This is a genomic window from Fictibacillus halophilus (genome assembly GCF_016401385.1).
Taxonomy (GTDB): Bacteria; Bacillota; Bacilli; order Bacillales; family Fictibacillaceae; genus Fictibacillus; species Fictibacillus halophilus.
Map to the genome: position 1 here is coordinate 2,478,831 of NZ_JAEACF010000001.1, position 16,220 is coordinate 2,495,050.

Here is a 16,220-nt window from a genome sequence, read left to right on the forward strand (position 1 = left end):
GTCACCTGCCTGCCAGTTACAATTTATTTAAACCTTTTGATTGGACAAAGTCTTTCATATACGTTCGTTTAGGAGTCGCCATCGACGATGTGATCTGAGTGACCCATCCTTCTGTACGTTTTCCGCCTGTTCTTTCTGTGTAATATTCGGCAGTTTCTTTTTCATACTGATCAAGCAGAGCTTCTGTTTCTTTAGAACTTTGGTATTGATTTTTATGGAAAACTGCTTGTATCGGCAAGCGCGGCTTTTTCCCAGGTTCTGCGTCAGGATATCCAACCGCTACTCCAAACAGCGGAAGTACATGGTCTGGGCAACCCAGCAGCTCTGAAACTTCCTGTAGGCGATTTCGAATTCCACCTATATAAACAATACCAAGTCCGAGAGACTCAGCTGCCACAGATAAGTTTTGTGCAGCAAGAGCGGCATCCACTGTTCCTACGATAAACGCTTCAGTCGATTGGATGGTTTCGTCGATATTTATTGTCTTCATGTCTGCAGCGATTTTATGACGGTTATAATCCATACAAAATACAAAGAAATAGCCGTTATCTGCAACATAAGATTGATTACCCGCAAGCTCAGCTAGTTTTTCTTTCTTTTCCCGGTCCTCTACCCCAATAATCGTACAAACTTGTTGATAGCTTGAGGTAGATGCAGCCTGAGCACATTGTACAAGTGTTTCAACGATTTTTTCATCTAGTGGGGTGTTCTTAAATTTTCGAATCGATCGATGTGCTAATATCGTTTCTATAATCTCGTTCATCATATAGGCTCCTTCTTTAAAGTTATGGTTGATTGCATTATATCTTTTTCATATATAAAAAAGCGAACCATTTGAAGTCTCTATAATCTCTACTTAACTTTAACGCAAAGAGATGGTATACTAATCTTGCGATGAGCTAATTGCATAAGACGAGATTGACGCGCCTTTTTGGCAATGCACTATGTGGAGTGCTGTCTCTCGCCGCAATATACGCAAAAAAGACGTCCAATCGGGCGTCTTTTTTCTATATATTCTAACTTAGCGGAAGAAAAAGTGAGGAGAACAAAGATGAAAAAAAGTTATACAACTTTACTTCTAATATGCTTGTTTGCAGCTTTTTTTTCAGCTTGCTCAAAAAATGAATCTTCAGAGTCAGCTGAAAACGACTTCAACAATAAAAAGAACGTAGAATTAATGATTTCTGCTGCAGCCAGTTTACAAGATGTATTACATAAAATTGCGAGTAATTATGAAAAAGAACATCCGAATGTTAAAATCACATACAATTTCGGAGGCTCTGGTGCTCTTCAACAGCAAATCTCTAACGGTGCACCTGTGGATCTTTTCTTCTCAGCAGCAGAAGATAAATTTGGCCAGCTAGTAGAAGAAGGACTGATCAAAAAGGAACAAGTAACAGATCTTGTAGGAAACGAACTTGTCTTAGTCGTTGGGAAAGATTCACAACACATCAAGCGTTTTGAAGATTTGATAAAGGTAAAAAAAATAGCAATTGGTACTCCAGAAACCGTTCCTGCAGGTAAATATGCCACAGAAACGCTAGAGAATTTGGAGTTATTAAAAGAAGTTGAAAAGAAAATCATTTATGCCAAAGACGTTCGTCAAGTGCTTACATATGTAGAAACGGGTAATGTTGATGCTGGAATTGTTTATAAAACGGATGCGATGATTTCATCTAAAGTAAAAGTTGCAGCTGCAGCTAGAAAAGATACACATGCACCCATTATTTATCCAGTCGGGATAATAAAAGATACTTCTCATAAAAAAGAAGCAGAACAATTCTATAAATATGTGCAAAAAGAAGAAACTATAAAAACATTTGAGAAGTTTGGATTCCAAAGAATCGAAAATTAGCATTCATAAGATTAAATTGTTCATCATACAAAAAAGCCTCGGTGTATTAACACCAAGGCTTTTCTTAATTAACCGATTGAACCTTCCATCTCAAACTTGATCAGACGGTTCATCTCTACTGCATATTCCATTGGAAGTTCTTTCGTAAATGGCTCGATGAAGCCCATTACGATCATTTCCGTTGCTTCTTGTTCAGAAACACCACGGCTCATAAGGTAGAACAACTGATCTTCAGAAACCTTCGATACAGTCGCTTCATGCTCTAATGTGATGTTGTTGTTAAGAATCTCATTGTACGGAATAGTATCTGACGTGGATTGGTTATCCATGATCAGTGTATCACACTTGATGTTGGATTTAGATCCGTCAGATTTACGTCCGAAGTGAGCGATACCACGGTATGTTACTTTACCGCCATGCTTAGAGATCGACTTCGATACAATTGTAGAAGAACAGTCTGGTGCTAAGTGCAATACTTTTGCTCCTGCATCTTGGTGCTGTCCTTTACCAGCGATCGCGATAGAAAGAATCGTACCTTTCGCTCCGCGGCCTTTCATGATAACAGCCGGATATTTCATCGTTAGACGAGATCCGATGTTTCCATCTACCCATTCCATCGTTGCGTTCTCTTCAGCTACTGCACGCTTTGTAACCAAGTTATAGATGTTGTTTGCCCAGTTTTGAATCGTTGTATAACGGCAGTAAGCGTTCTTCTTAACGATGATTTCTACAACCGCACTATGAAGTGAGTTTGTAGAATAAACTGGTGCTGTACATCCTTCTACGTAGTGTACAGAGCTATCTTCATCTGCAATGATCAGCGTACGTTCGAACTGACCCATGTTTTCAGAGTTGATTCGGAAGTATGCTTGAAGTGGAGTATCACATTTAACGCCTTTTGGTACGTAAATGAAAGATCCACCAGACCATACTGCAGAGTTTAGTGCTGAGAACTTATTATCAGTTGGCGGAATGATCGTTCCAAAATGCTCACGGAAGATCTCTTCGTGCTCTTTTAAAGCCGTATCCGTATCCGTGAAAAGAATACCTAAGTCAGAAAGGTCTTCTTTCATGTTGTGGTATACAACCTCTGATTCATACTGTGCAGATACACCTGCAAGGTATTTCTGTTCAGCTTCTGGAATTCCAAGCTTGTCAAAAGTCGCTTTAATTTCAGCAGGCACTTCATCCCAAGACTTCTCAGATTTCTCAGATGGCTTAACATAATACGTAATATCATCAAAGTTTAAGTCCTTCATGTCTCCGCCCCATTGTGGCATTGGCATTTTATAGAACTGCTCTAATGACTTCAAACGGAATTCAAGCATCCATTCAGGCTCGTTCTTCATGCGGGAGATCTCTTCTACGATCTCTTTTGTTAACCCACGCTTCGATCTGAAAATGGAAACGTCTTTATCTCTAAAACCATATTTATATTCGCCGATATCCGGCATTTTCTTAGCCATTACAGAATCCCTCCTTACTGGATTGGCACTCTTTAAATCATTATCACAAGGAACTTATTCTTCCTCTTCCTCAGGCTTTCCTACCCCTTGCTCCATCGCCTTCCACGCAAGTGTGGCACATTTAATGCGAGCTGGGAACTTGGAAACGCCGGAAAGTGCTTCGATGTCACCTAGATCATAGGATTCATCGTCGTAGTCGTTCCCTAACATCATATCATAAAAAATCTTTGCAAGCTTTACAGCATCTTCGACAGGAAGACCTTTAACAGCCTGTGTCATCATAGAAGCTGACGCTAAACTGATCGAACACCCTTCACCGTCGAACTTTGCCGATTCGATCTTTCCATCTTCTACTTTTAAAGTAAGCTGAATGCGATCGCCGCATGTTGGGTTGTTCATATTAATCGTCAGAGCATTATCATCAATAACCCCTTTATTGCGTGGGTTTTTGTAATGATCCATGATAACTTGTCGATATAGCTGATCTAAATTAGAAGACATGACCGAAATACTCCTTTGCTGTTGTTAAGCCTTTAAGAAAAGCATCGATGTCATCTTCAGTATTATACAGGTAGAAGCTAGCACGTGCTGTTGCTGTAACATTTAACCACTTCATGAGAGGCTGTGCACAGTGATGGCCTGCACGAACAGCTATACCCTCAGAATCTAGAACGGTTGCCACATCATGTGGATGAACATCATCTAAGTTAAACGTTACGAGTCCTGCACGTTTTTTCGGTCCGAAGATTGTTACACCTTCAAGTTCTGAAAGACGTTCCATCGCATATTCTGCAAGATCATGTTCATGTTTCAAAACGTTATCTAAACCAATGTCCTCTAGGAAATCAATTGCTGCACCTAAACCAATCGCACCAGCGATGATCGGTGTACCACCTTCAAACTTCCAAGGCAGCTCTTTCCATGTGGATTCCTGTAAGCCTACAAAATCGATCATCTCTCCGCCGAATTCAACAGGATCCATTTTGTTAAGAAGCGCTTTTTTTCCATAAAGCACGCCAATACCTGTTGGACCACACATTTTATGTGCAGAAAAGGCAAAGAAATCACAATCGAGATCTTGAACGTCTACTTTCATGTGAGGAGCACTCTGAGCGCCATCCACTACCATTACAGCTCCGTTCTTATGTGCGATCGCTGCGATCTCTTTGATCGGGTTGATCGTTCCTAGTACGTTCGATACCTGCATAACTGAGACGATCTTAGTATGCTCTGTAACTGTATTTTCAACATCCGCAAGATCGATCGTGCCATCAGGCTGTAAAGGAATGTACTTAAGCGTTGCACCAGTGGTTTTCGCCACTTGCTGCCATGGAATAATGTTGCTGTGATGTTCCATAGGAGTGATCACAATCTCATCACCTTCTGAAAGGTTAGCCATACCATAGCTTCTTGCTACCGTATTGATCGCTGTTGTTGTACCACGTGTAAAGATAATCTCCTGAGTGGATTTAGCACCGATAAAACGGCGTACCTTTTCACGTGCTCCTTCATAACCATCTGTAGCACGAGTTCCAAGTGTATGAACACCACGGTGAACATTCGAGTTGTACTCTTTGTAATACTTATCTAAAGCTTCAATAACTTGTATCGGTTTTTGTGAAGTGGCTGCACTGTCAAGGTAAACGAGAGGTTTGCCGTTAACTTCCTGATCTAGGATAGGAAACAGCTTTCTCCATTCGTTTGCACTCATTAGCGCACTTTCCTTTCAATAACCTCGACTAAACGATTTTTAACAGATTCTAAAGGCATCTGACTAACGACTGGTGCTAAGAATCCATGAATGATCAAGCGTTCAGCTTCAGATTTCGGAATACCGCGGCTCATCAAATAGAACATTTGAAGAGGATCGATTCTTCCTACTGATGCAGCATGACCTGCTGTTACATCATCTTCGTCGATCAAAAGGATAGGGTTCGCATCACCACGTGCTTTTTCACTTAACATGAGTACACGTTCTGTTTGCTCACCATGAGACTTTGTAGCACCGTGCTCAATTTTTGTAATACCGTTAAAAATCGAGCTCGCGTTATCTTTCATTACCCCATGAGTAAGGATATAACCTTCAGAATGTTTTCCGTGGTTAAAGATTTGCGCTACGAAGTTTTGCTTTTGATCACCGCGACCGATTGTAACAGTCTTCGTATCAGTAAAAGATCCATCACCGATCAAGTGAGTTGTGTTATCAGAAACCGTATTTCCGTCGTTAAACTGACCAAGCGCCCACTCAATGCGAGCATCTTTCTCAGCACGTCCTCTGCGGTTCACGTATGTTGTCATACCTTTTGCAAGGTTATCTACAGCACCGTAAACTACTTTTGCACCGCTGCCTGCATATACTTCAGACACGATGTTTGCAACAGACTCTGAAGATTCATTTGTTGATAAATAGTTTTCTACATACGTTACGGAGCTGTTATCTTCTGCAGCAACGATAACATGGTTAAAGATTGCTGCTTCATCATCTTGATAATAAACAGCTTGGATTGGAGCAGAAAGTTCAACGTTTTTTGGAACATAAAGAAATGCTCCATTAACGAATAGTGCTGCATGAAGTGCTGGTAAACGGTTCTCATCAACCGCTACAGCTTTCATAAAGTACTTTTTCACTAGATCTTCATGCTCTTTTGCAGCTGTTAGAAGATCTGTATAAATAACACCTTGATCCTTTACGGATTCTTCAAGTGCAAAATAAACAGGTGTTCCATTATGGATAACAAGAACATTTTTCGCTTCTTCTTCAGAACCGATCAATGCCTTAACATCTTCAGGAAGTTCATTGAACGCAACAGGAGTGCCAGTTGCTTCATGTTTGAATTCTGTAAAGTTCCATTTATCGATCTTAGTTTTGTCCGGTTTAGGCATTGGAAGCTCTTGAGCCAATTCCAATGCTTGCAAACGAAGTTCCTGCAGCCAAGCGGGTTCCTGTCTGCTGCTTGAAAAACCGGTTACGTAGTCCTTATCAAATCTTAGGCTCGTATCAACTGACATGTATAGTCCCCCTTAATGCTTACGCTTCTTGACCAACAGTTTCGTCTTTAATTCCTAACTCTTCTTTAATCCAGTCGTATCCTTCAGCTTCTAGACGTTGAGCTAATTCCGGTCCACCAGATTTAACAATACGCCCTTGCATCATCACGTGTACTTTATCTGGAGTGATGTAGTTCAATAGACGTTGGTAGTGAGTGATGATTAAGCAACCGAAATCAGGGCTGCGCATTTCGTTAACACCTTTAGCTACTACTTTAAGAGCATCAATATCGAGTCCTGAATCGATTTCATCTAGGATTGCTAATTTTGGCTCAAGCATCATCATTTGAAGAATCTCGTTACGCTTCTTTTCTCCACCAGAAAATCCTTCGTTTAAGTAACGATGAGCAAACGCATTGTCCATTTCAAGATGATCCATCTTTTTATCTAACTCACGGATAAATTTCATTAGAGAAATTTCGTCGCCTTCTTCACGCTTTGCATTGATAGCAGAACGTAAGAAATCAGCGTTCGTAATACCGCTTACTTCAGATGGGTATTGCATAGCTAAGAAAAGTCCAGCTTGTGCACGCTCATCAACTTCCATATCTAAAAGATCTTCTCCGTTGAATGTAACTTTACCAGAAGTTACTTCATATTTAGGGTGTCCCATTAACGCTGCAGAAAGAGTAGACTTTCCTGTTCCGTTAGGTCCCATGATTGCGTGGATTTCTCCACCATTTATTTCGAGATCTAAACCTTTAATAATCTCTTTATCTTCAATAGAAACACGAAGATCTTCAATCTTTAAATTAGGTGCTGACATAATACAACCTCCATTAAGAAATCATTCTCAAGATTTTGATAAAAGGCACAAAATAGCCATTCTCAATTTATTCTCATTCTAATCTTATAACAAATGAAATGTATGTTCAAGGGAACGAGCTGTTTACTTTTCCATTGTTGTCATATTATCTGCACATCAATCGCCATATTTGAAAAAAGGCTGACTCATGAGGCGGTAAACCACCTGATGAATCAGCCTTTTGTAATTTTAACGTTCATATGTTACGGCGTATGGTTTCTACTAGCATCTGCCGCTATTTCTAATCCTTTTTTGTATTCCTTATCTCGGACCTTCTCAACGTCTAACCGTTTTTCCAAATCCCTCTCATACTCTGCAAAACCACAGCCATGTGACTGGTGCATTGCTTTTTCCATCTCGGACGTATGTTTTACTTTAATGGGGTGGATAATGAATCAATCCTTTCAAAGTTAAGTTATTTAATAATGTTAGCGTATCAGCAACACTCATTTCACTCAAACCGTTATCAAAGTGAAATCACCCTACATACACGTGCATAATGATTCCTATTGAAAACAGATGTGACTTTCTGTGTTATCCTGCTAAATGCGCTACATTACTTCCATTACCTTTTAGGATGATTTCAAAACATGTAAAGTGTGGAATTTAGACTTTCTTTTAATGACGCGGTTTATTTAATTCTTTGATGCACTCTTGAACGAGGGTCACACCTTGGCTCATAGCGGCTCCCCCACCAAATGCAGCAGAAACTCCCACAGCTTCAAGGATTTCGTTTTCTGAACACCCTTGATCTAAACATCCTTTTGTGTGGTAGATGATACAATACTCATCTTGCGAATAGATACTGATCCCTAAAGCAATCAACTGCTTATACTTCTCAGATATCTCGCCTTCCTTAAAGCAATGGCGGGTAAATTCATTATAAGCATGTGTAAGTTCAGGCATGTTCTCATTGTATTTTCCTAATCCTTCTTTATAGCGGATTAGGTGATATTGTGTTGAATTCGATCCCGGTAGCGGCTGCTCTTCTTGTTTCATTTCATTCACTCCTGTCAAAATAGTAAACAGGTTTAGTATGGGTTAATCGCACGCCGGTTATGTAATAAACATTCGTAAGTTTTTCGTCAAAAAAAAAGAACTGACTCAAAAAATAAGTCAGTTCTCTCTCAAACGTTATTCTGTTACTGGCACTACTGCGCCTTCATATTTTTTCTTAATGAAATCTTGAATCTCTTTAGAACGTAGTACTTCGACTAAAGCTTTAACAGATTTCTTATCTTTATCTCCTTCACGCACCGTGATGATGTTTACGAATGGAGAGTCAGATCCTTCTAATGCAATCGCATCTTTTTGAGGGTTCAGTCCAGCATCGATCGCGTAGTTTGTGTTGATTAGAACGGCATCACCTTCACCGTTCTTGTATGCTTTTGGCAGCATTCCTGCATCAACGTCAGCTTTAAATTTAAGCTTCTTAGGGTTTTCTACAACATCTTTAATTTGCGCTTCTGCTCCAGCACCTTCTTTAACTTTGATCAAGCCTTCTTTTTCAAGTAAGCCAAGCATACGGCCATGATCTGCTACAGAGTTAGACATGATGATAGTTGCGCCTTCAGGTAGTTCATTTAAAGATTTGTATTTTTTAGAATAGATTCCGATCGGCTCAAGGTGAATGCCACCCGCGTTCTCGAATTTGTATCCGTGATCTTTCATTTGAGACTCTAGATATGGAACGTGCTGAAAATAGTTCGCACCGATTTCTTTTTCATCTAAAGATTTGTTTGGCAGTACATAATCTTGGAACGTTTTGATTTCAAGTTCAATACCTTTTTCTTTCAATAGAGGTTTTGCTTCTTCCAGGATTTCAGCATGTGGTACGTTTGATGCACCAACAATAATCTTCTCGTCGCTGATTCCGCCTTCTGTTTTGTTCCCACAAGCAGCAAGAGCTGCAACAAGAACAGTTAATATAATTACGGATAAAACTTTTTTCATATGAACTTCCTCCTTGTTGTCTAAAAAAGTTATCTCTTATCTAACGCAGTTGTAATTCGATCACCAATCCACTGGATGACGAAGACGATGACTAAGATGAGTGCAGTTGAAACCAATGTCACATCCGCGTTATCTCTTTGGTAACCTTCCATGTAAGCTAAGTTCCCTAAGCCTCCTGCACCAACTACTCCAGCCATCGCTGTATAACTTACGAGCGCGATTGCGGTCACAGTGATTCCTGACACAAGAGCAGGTGTGCTTTCTGGGATAAGAACTTTAAATATAATCTGAGCATTTGTAGCACCCATCGATTTTGCCGCTTCGATTACCCCTTTATTAATCTCTCTCAAAGCAATCTCAACCATACGTGCATAAAATGGTGCCGCACCTACGATTAGAGCAGGTAGTGCTGCTTCAGCTCCAAGCATCGTTCCTACGATTAAGCGTGTAAATGGAATCAATAAAATGATTAAGATAATAAAAGGAATCGATCGAAATACGTTAACGATTATGGCAATTACACTATTTAAAAACTTATTTCCCCACAAGTTTCCAGGAGAAGTTAAAAATAACGCTAATCCAAGGGCAAGCCCTAGAAAAAATGTAATGACCACTGAGATAGCAGACATATATAATGTTTCATTTGTCGCTTCTAATAGAACATCCCATTGAACATTCGGGAACCATGTACTAAGCATTATGAATCACCTCTACTTCAACCTGCACACTGTTTAAAAACTCCATAGCACGAGCTAGTGCAGATTCTGTACCTTTAATCTGAATAAACAACGTCCCATAAGGTCCATTCTGAGTTTGTGTAATCTTTCCTTGTAGAATATTAACGTCCACTTCATACTTACGAATCAGTTCCGTAATTAATGGCTGCCCAGCTCGTCCACCGATAAAAGTAAGTTGAACGATTCGACCTTCAGGGAACTCGGAAATGAACTGTTTAATCGTATCTACCGTTTCTTCAGGTTCTGTTACTTGTTTCACAAAATCCTTCGTGATTGGTTCTGTCGGGTTTTTAAAGACATTTAAAACATCGCCTTCTTCTACTACTCTCCCCTGTTCCATTACAGCTACACGGTGACAAATCTTTCTGATCACATGCATCTCATGTGTAATAAGAACGATTGTCAGATTTAACTTTTGATTGATTTCCACAAGCAGATCAAGAATGCTGTCGGTTGTTTTAGGATCTAGTGCTGAAGTTGCTTCATCACATAAAAGTACTTTTGGCTCATTAGCAAGAGCACGCGCGATACCTACACGCTGCTTTTGTCCACCACTTAGTTGTGATGGGTAGGACCCGCCACGACCTTCCAAACCAACTAGGTCGATCAGCTCATCAACACGCTGCTTGATCTTAGCTTTTGGATAACCGGCAATTTCAAGAGGAAAAGCAATGTTTTCTCGTACTGTACGGGACCATAATAAGTTAAAGTGCTGAAAGATCATGGAGATTTCTTGTCTTGCTTCTCTTAACTTCTTCGATGACAGCTCGGACATGTTTTTGCCACCAATCGTAACCGTACCGCTAGTCGGACGCTCTAGCATGTTAAGGATTCGGATCAGTGTACTTTTACCTGCACCACTATAGCCGATGATTCCGTATATCTCTCCTTGCTTTATGTTTAAATCTACCGTATCAACAGCCTTTACTTCGCCATCTTTGGTTTGAAAGACTTTACGGACTGACTGTAAATTAATCAAGATTCTTACCTCATTTCTTATCTAAATATTGACTCATGTAGAAACGGTGCATTTGTTTGCTTAGGTGTTCCCCTCATTGATAAGTTGGTTGTAGTGGAAGGTGCGAGACTCCTACGGGATAAGCGGGACAGGTGAGACTCTTAACAGCGCATAGCGCTAAGAGGCTCACCGCACGCCCCGTGGAAAGCGAGCATCCTGTAACGGAAAATCAACTACTCCCAAGAGCTTCAACGTAAAACGAAAACAGCCAAACAAAAAAATGCCTCTCTGCTTCAATATGAGCAGAAAGGCATATTATATTCTATGCACGTTCTCCTCATCTCCCAAGACTACTTAAAGTCTTGCAGGAATTGGCACCTTTCTAGTTCATCATTCATAAGAATGCAATGATCTAGCGGTTGCCGGGTTTCATAGGGCCAGTCCCTCCACCTCTCGTGATAAGTAAAAAAGTGTTACTTTATTAAATTAAAGCGATACATATTTGAATCACTGTGAAGAATATTATCATCCTTGTCGATTCGTGTCAAATATTTTTAGCAGTTCGAACTAATACACCAGCAGAGATCTCTTCCCAATGTGAACTCAAGTAAAAGATCGCTTCCCATTTTAAGCGTTGTCTGAGCGTACCTTGAAACTCAATCATCTCTTGTCTCAATAATGTACTCAGCTTCATTTTACCCTCAAGCAACATAGATAGATATTTCGGATTCCCTGTAAATGTGACGGTTCGGTTCCGCTCTCCCTCTCTGTAATCAATCTTAAGTGTAGTCTCATCCTTACATTTAAAACTAGGCTTTACCGGAATATTATAAAGAGAAAGATACGGACTTTTTGCTATTTGGCTTTCAAAGTAACGGATATCCAACATTAAAAATCCCCCCGAATTGGTTGTTACTTCACCGATTCTAGAGGAATATTCATATACCTTTATAAACCCTTCGACAGCAGCAAGGAATCGTAATTGGTATTACGACACGTTATTTCATAATTAGTGTTTATGTTTCTTTTCTTGCTTCTCATGTTCACTTTTAGAATATCTTTGATCATCTCTATGATGTCTGTCATCATCCCATTGCTGTCTCTTATCGTCTTTCTTACGATCGCTTCCGTTATTTCGCTTGTTGTGATTTTTATCCTGCTGTTTATTTTCTATTCTAAGCTCTTTTGGTTGATAATCATCCTTATCCTGTTTTGAAGATCTGACAGGTTCTTTCGTCATTTTAGGTTCTATACTTTTTTCTTTTTGTTGCTTAGGCTCTTTTTTGTTATTAGACTTACTTCTTATTTCGCGCTCTTTCCTATCCCGTTTTTCATTCGTATTTTTTTTAGGCTTTACAAGGTTTTCTTGTGGCTTTTTAACCGAACGCTGGTTAATTTCTTTTTTCTCACCATTATTAACAGGCTTTACTTTGACTTCATGTGGTGCAGCCTTTATTTTACGAGGGTGTGGAACGGATTTAATATCTTTAGAAGAAGTGGCATTCACTTTAAGTTCTTGAAACTTCACTTCTTTAATTTTTTCTTCTTTAAGGTGTTTATCGTTCTTGGTTGCTTCCTGGAATGCTGAGTATTTACCTGAAGATACACCTAATTGTTTGGCTTTATTTCGAACTTCTTCGTTCGTTTCAGAAACAGTAATTGCAACAGGATATTGGACGACTGCTTTTTTCACAATAGAATTCAGCGCCTGATCTAATTCCTGCTTCGTTTTCTTATCACTCGATTTATCGGATACTGTTGTAATCAGCATAGATTGATTCTCTTCCATATATCCTTCTGTCTGATAAGCTTTAATCAGTTGATCTGCAAATACTTCAAACGGCATTCGATCATCTGTAGAAAAATTATATTTTTTTATGATTTTCTTTGCTTCATCGTTAAAAGCATCCATTTCAACGACTCTCATTTCATCGTCAACGCCAACCTCAAGGCTTGGGTTGATATCAAAGCTCACATAAGCAGCCGCAGCAGAATGACTGCTATTAGGCATTAGGCTTGAAATTACGAGAAAGGCAATTAAAGCTGCGACTGAAAACGAAATAGATGGCAGCACAAAAAGACTTCTTTTTTTGCTAAAAAAATAAGAAGCCTGATACTCATTACCTACAAGAGGTCTTTTCCCTGCTGGTACTCTTACTGTAACAAAAGTCCCATCCTTCATAAGAAGAGTTGCTTTTTTATTCTGAACTTCAATAACGATGCCGCTGCCGTTCTTCAATGATATCCCTCCCGCATGTAGCAGGATCAGTATAAATTACAGGCAAGAGAAAATGACATTCCCTTGCCTAGTAACCCTATTTACCTCACCTTATGGCTGAATGTATGATTTCAGCGCTTGAAAATCGCCTAAATATATAAGTGAAACTGCTATTATATACTTTCGATTTCTCTCTATGGTTTTACGACTACAGGATACCATATTTAATAAATCTTTTATTGGTAATTGCTTTTTTTCTTTTAAAAATGCGGCAAGTTCTTCATTCTCAGCTAACAGACGAGCAATTTCTTTCGCATTCTCACGTGCATCCACATGTTTTGGACAATGCTTGCTTAATACTTTAAAGTTCAAGCCGAATGTTTTTAATAACTTTTGGTATTCTTCAATCTCATAGACGCGATTCTCTACTTGAATCTGGTCTTCGAAATGATCCATCGCAGCTTTTTGCTCTGCATAACTTTCTTCCAAGCGACCTTCTTCATCTTCTTCATCAGGCTGTAAGAAGATGAGTCTGTTCTGACGGACTTCTTTACGAATATAATCAATGACTCTGCGTCTAATAACCATATCAGCGAAAGATAAGAAACGGCTACCTTGACCTTCCTGATACTGATCAATCGCTTCGTTGAAGGCAAAAAGACCTACACTAAACTCGTCCATTGTACGATCTATATATTGACTGCATACTTTCGATGTGACTTTTTTAATGAATGGTTGGTAATCACCAATAAGTTCATTTCTAAGCTTCTCATCGTCTCTTTCTTGGATCGTTAGAACTTTATCTTCTATGCTCGTTAATTTATTGCTCGATAATTTATTCTTTGCAATCGGAAATACTGCATTTAAATTTAAAGATGCCATGATTATCAATCACCTCAGTTAAAGAATTGCTTTTCATTTTGTTTCGTTTATTAGTGAATCGTATATTTTTATTTTAAAAATAAAATCATTCTTATTTACCACAATAAGCTAGGGAGCAAACATGCAAACAAGCTCTCCTATTCATTTATACCATGACTTTTGACATTTGTAGGATACAGTTCTATAACAATATTACAGCGCCCGTAACATTTGTGACGTTATCGTTAAAGTACTGAATTAACAAAACAAACTGACAATTACTCCATAACCCTTATAAACCCCTCTATCATAGCCATAAGCGTTATTTCAAAATAAAAAAATACACCCTCTATTGTTACAAAAGGGCGTGGGCTCGACATTAAATTCCCATATTTTTCTTAGGATTTAACCCCCGAAAAACATATTTTTTTGTAGAATTAGGCGATGAATTAAAAAATGTGGGGTGTATCCCACATTTTTTTCATCCTTTATATTCCTTTTCCACTAGTTTCAACATGGATTGATAGATATTTCCGGCAGATTGAAGTGCATAAATACGATCGATAGCAATTCCTCTAGAAAGAATGAGTAAACATGGTACGCTGGTTACCCCATATTTGGCGGCAAGCTCTGGCATCTCATTAATATTGCTAACACCTACAGCTATATTTTCGTCTTTTTGAACGCGTATCGTTTCGACAGCGACCTCAAACATCTTCTTCCCCATCTTACAAGTTCCACAAAGCGGAGTCTCTAAGTATAAAAAGTACGGGTGATGCAGCGATTGTTCAATAACGTTTTCCCAATTTTTTCGAGTGATTTCTTTCATGGTATTACTCCATTACTTTTTCTAGTGATACACTTAGCAGCACATCGTCATCGCTTGATGGCTGCCCTCTTCCATCTTTGTTGTTCGTTACAACAAACATTTTGTTACCATCAATAAGGATATCACGAATACGTCCTTCATTGGAAACAATTGAGGTTATCTTTTTAGAGGAAGTGCTGACCTTCATAACACTTTCGCCTCGCAATGCTGCGACAAACAAATGTCCGTTTTTATAGTCGATTCCAGAAGGTGCCCACGTGTCACTGCCAGAGTGTATCCAAGGTGATTCTAGCCCTTCCTTTTTTTCGTCACCACGAATGATTGGCCATCCGTAATTTTTTCCACCTTCAATTCTATTTATTTCATCATAGTTTGATGAACCATGTTCAGCCGCAAACATCGTACCTTTTTCATCCCATGTCATTCCTTGTGGGTTTCGATGACCATATGTATAGATGGGAGAAGGATAAAATGGATTGTCCTCTGGAACGGAACCATCCTTGTTAACCCTTAAAATTTTCCCAGCTAGGCTGTCTAAACTCTGAGAGAGCTCTTCTTCCCCGCTATCTCCCGTTGTAATATACAGTTTCTGATCGGGTCCCCACTCCATTCTTCCTCCATTGTGTGTGTATCCACCAGGAATATGATCAAGAAGGATTCTGCTTTCTTTCCATTCTTCATTTTCAAAACGCATCTCAACAACCCGATTTATTAAACGGTTTGATTTTTTATACGTATAGTATCCATAAGCTATTTTATTGCTGTCGTAATTTTGGTCTAAAAGAAAGCCAAGAAAACCTCCCTCCCCGCCATCAGCTAAAGCTTCTGAAAATTTTGGGGAATAAGAGGTCTTTTTTTGTTTTGGTCCTAGTAAAACAAGCCCCCCGGTACGTTCACTGATCCACATCTGTTTTGGGGTGCCATTTATTTGCCATGGAATATTTAAATGTTTACTCATGATTTCTTTTGATGACGGACTTACTTCATCTTTATTTGAAGGACTACAACCACTTATCAGGCAAAAGGCAGTAAGAAGACTGTACCAATTTCTTTTCATGGCTTATCCTAAACAATTCTTTTGAATATTAAAGTGTGCACCTACCAATACCTTGGCGAGGTACATTAGAGGTGTCTTAGCAACTTCTCTGTACATCTTATTAATATATAAATGCTCTGCATTCGGCAATTCACGTTGCAGTTGTTTTCTTAGCTTATGGCCAGCATCATCAGCATCGACCAAGATATAAACATCTCGATCTTCAATGGCTAATGCAAGCTCTTCTAATTTATCCAAACCTAAAGTTCCATTCGTACAAATAATTTCAACCGGTTCATCCAGGATTGCAGCTAACTTATCCTTATCTGATTTACCTTCGACAATGATTACTTTGTTTTTGATTTCATTCATTACTCATCTCTCCTATACTTTGAAGACTATAAAATGAATGCATCGCTTAGATTATATATTTGCTTTATTTTATTAAAATCCT

The 16,220-nt window shown here is 39.1% G+C and carries 18 protein-coding genes and 1 riboswitch; of the genes, 1 reads left to right on the top strand and 17 read right to left on the bottom strand.

Annotated features, from left to right (window positions below; translation table 11 throughout):
• Positions 1 to 16: 16 nt before the first annotated feature.
• Positions 17 to 763 carry an oxygen-insensitive NADPH nitroreductase gene (gene nfsA, locus I5J82_RS12910; protein WP_198768182.1) on the bottom strand — a complete coding sequence of 249 codons (747 nt, stop codon included), beginning with the start codon at positions 761 to 763 and terminating at the stop codon, positions 17 to 19.
• A 288-nt stretch (positions 764 to 1,051) separates the two neighbouring features.
• Between nfsA and modA the strand changes: the two genes are divergently transcribed.
• Complete coding sequence (gene modA / locus I5J82_RS12915; RefSeq protein WP_198768183.1) at positions 1,052 to 1,855, top strand: molybdate ABC transporter substrate-binding protein; 804 nt, start codon at positions 1,052 to 1,054, stop codon at positions 1,853 to 1,855.
• A 68-nt stretch (positions 1,856 to 1,923) separates the two neighbouring features.
• Here the strand turns inward: modA and sufB are convergent, their stop codons facing one another.
• From sufB to I5J82_RS12995, 16 genes are all read right to left on the bottom strand, one after another.
• Positions 1,924 to 3,321 (bottom strand): Fe-S cluster assembly protein SufB, encoded by a 1,398-nt coding sequence (sufB, locus tag I5J82_RS12920; RefSeq protein ID WP_137791777.1) that lies wholly within the window; start codon positions 3,319 to 3,321, stop codon positions 1,924 to 1,926.
• Positions 3,322 to 3,375: 54 nt separating this feature from the next.
• Positions 3,376 to 3,822 carry a Fe-S cluster assembly sulfur transfer protein SufU gene (sufU, locus tag I5J82_RS12925; RefSeq protein WP_198768184.1) on the bottom strand — a complete coding sequence of 149 codons (447 nt, stop codon included), beginning with the start codon at positions 3,820 to 3,822 and terminating at the stop codon, positions 3,376 to 3,378.
• The gene (locus tag I5J82_RS12930) at positions 3,812 to 5,032 is read right to left on the bottom strand and encodes a cysteine desulfurase (RefSeq protein WP_198768185.1); all 1,221 of its coding nucleotides are present in this window, start codon (positions 5,030 to 5,032) and stop codon (positions 3,812 to 3,814) included. The genes sufU and I5J82_RS12930 overlap by 11 nt, the downstream gene beginning before the upstream one ends.
• On the bottom strand, positions 5,032 to 6,330 hold the full coding sequence (gene sufD / locus I5J82_RS12935; RefSeq protein ID WP_198768186.1) for a Fe-S cluster assembly protein SufD: 1,299 nt from the start codon (positions 6,328 to 6,330) through the stop codon (positions 5,032 to 5,034). Before sufD ends, I5J82_RS12930 begins: the two co-directional genes overlap by 1 nt.
• Positions 6,331 to 6,349: 19 nt before the next feature.
• Positions 6,350 to 7,135: a Fe-S cluster assembly ATPase SufC gene (gene sufC / locus I5J82_RS12940; RefSeq protein WP_066239016.1), complete on the bottom strand. Its 786-nt coding sequence runs from the start codon at positions 7,133 to 7,135 to the stop codon at positions 6,350 to 6,352.
• 242 nt (positions 7,136 to 7,377) lie between these two features.
• Positions 7,378 to 7,518, bottom strand: coding sequence for a YuzK family famiily protein (locus I5J82_RS12945; protein ID WP_198769061.1), 141 nt, complete (start codon positions 7,516 to 7,518; stop codon positions 7,378 to 7,380).
• A gap of 274 nt (positions 7,519 to 7,792) precedes the next feature.
• Positions 7,793 to 8,173, bottom strand: a complete 381-nt coding sequence (locus I5J82_RS12950) for a carboxymuconolactone decarboxylase family protein (protein WP_066397348.1) — start codon at positions 8,171 to 8,173, stop codon at positions 7,793 to 7,795.
• A gap of 135 nt (positions 8,174 to 8,308) precedes the next feature.
• Positions 8,309 to 9,127, bottom strand: a complete 819-nt coding sequence (locus I5J82_RS12955) for a MetQ/NlpA family ABC transporter substrate-binding protein (protein ID WP_198768187.1) — start codon at positions 9,125 to 9,127, stop codon at positions 8,309 to 8,311.
• A 29-nt stretch (positions 9,128 to 9,156) separates the two neighbouring features.
• Positions 9,157 to 9,825, bottom strand: a complete 669-nt coding sequence (locus I5J82_RS12960) for a methionine ABC transporter permease (protein WP_198768188.1) — start codon at positions 9,823 to 9,825, stop codon at positions 9,157 to 9,159.
• Positions 9,818 to 10,843: a methionine ABC transporter ATP-binding protein gene (locus I5J82_RS12965; RefSeq protein ID WP_198768189.1), complete on the bottom strand. Its 1,026-nt coding sequence runs from the start codon at positions 10,841 to 10,843 to the stop codon at positions 9,818 to 9,820. The genes I5J82_RS12960 and I5J82_RS12965 overlap by 8 nt, the downstream gene beginning before the upstream one ends.
• Positions 10,844 to 11,156: 313 nt before the next feature.
• Positions 11,157 to 11,287: riboswitch (SAM riboswitch) on the bottom strand.
• A 79-nt stretch (positions 11,288 to 11,366) separates the two neighbouring features.
• On the bottom strand, positions 11,367 to 11,711 hold the full coding sequence (locus I5J82_RS12970) for a hypothetical protein (RefSeq protein ID WP_198768190.1): 345 nt from the start codon (positions 11,709 to 11,711) through the stop codon (positions 11,367 to 11,369).
• Between the two features lie 120 nt (positions 11,712 to 11,831).
• Entirely contained in the window at positions 11,832 to 13,061 is a 1,230-nt protein-coding gene (locus tag I5J82_RS12975; RefSeq protein ID WP_198768191.1) for an anti-sigma-I factor RsgI family protein, read from the bottom strand.
• A gap of 90 nt (positions 13,062 to 13,151) precedes the next feature.
• On the bottom strand, positions 13,152 to 13,922 hold the full coding sequence (gene sigI / locus I5J82_RS12980) for an RNA polymerase sigma-I factor (protein WP_137791766.1): 771 nt from the start codon (positions 13,920 to 13,922) through the stop codon (positions 13,152 to 13,154).
• 460 nt (positions 13,923 to 14,382) lie between these two features.
• Complete coding sequence (locus I5J82_RS12985) at positions 14,383 to 14,730, bottom strand: thioredoxin family protein (RefSeq protein WP_198768192.1); 348 nt, start codon at positions 14,728 to 14,730, stop codon at positions 14,383 to 14,385.
• A 4-nt stretch (positions 14,731 to 14,734) separates the two neighbouring features.
• Positions 14,735 to 15,787 (bottom strand): PQQ-dependent sugar dehydrogenase, encoded by a 1,053-nt coding sequence (locus tag I5J82_RS12990; RefSeq protein WP_198768193.1) that lies wholly within the window; start codon positions 15,785 to 15,787, stop codon positions 14,735 to 14,737.
• Between the two features lie 3 nt (positions 15,788 to 15,790).
• Positions 15,791 to 16,138 carry a toprim domain-containing protein gene (locus tag I5J82_RS12995; RefSeq protein WP_066397377.1) on the bottom strand — a complete coding sequence of 116 codons (348 nt, stop codon included), beginning with the start codon at positions 16,136 to 16,138 and terminating at the stop codon, positions 15,791 to 15,793.
• Positions 16,139 to 16,220: the final 82 nt, after the last annotated feature.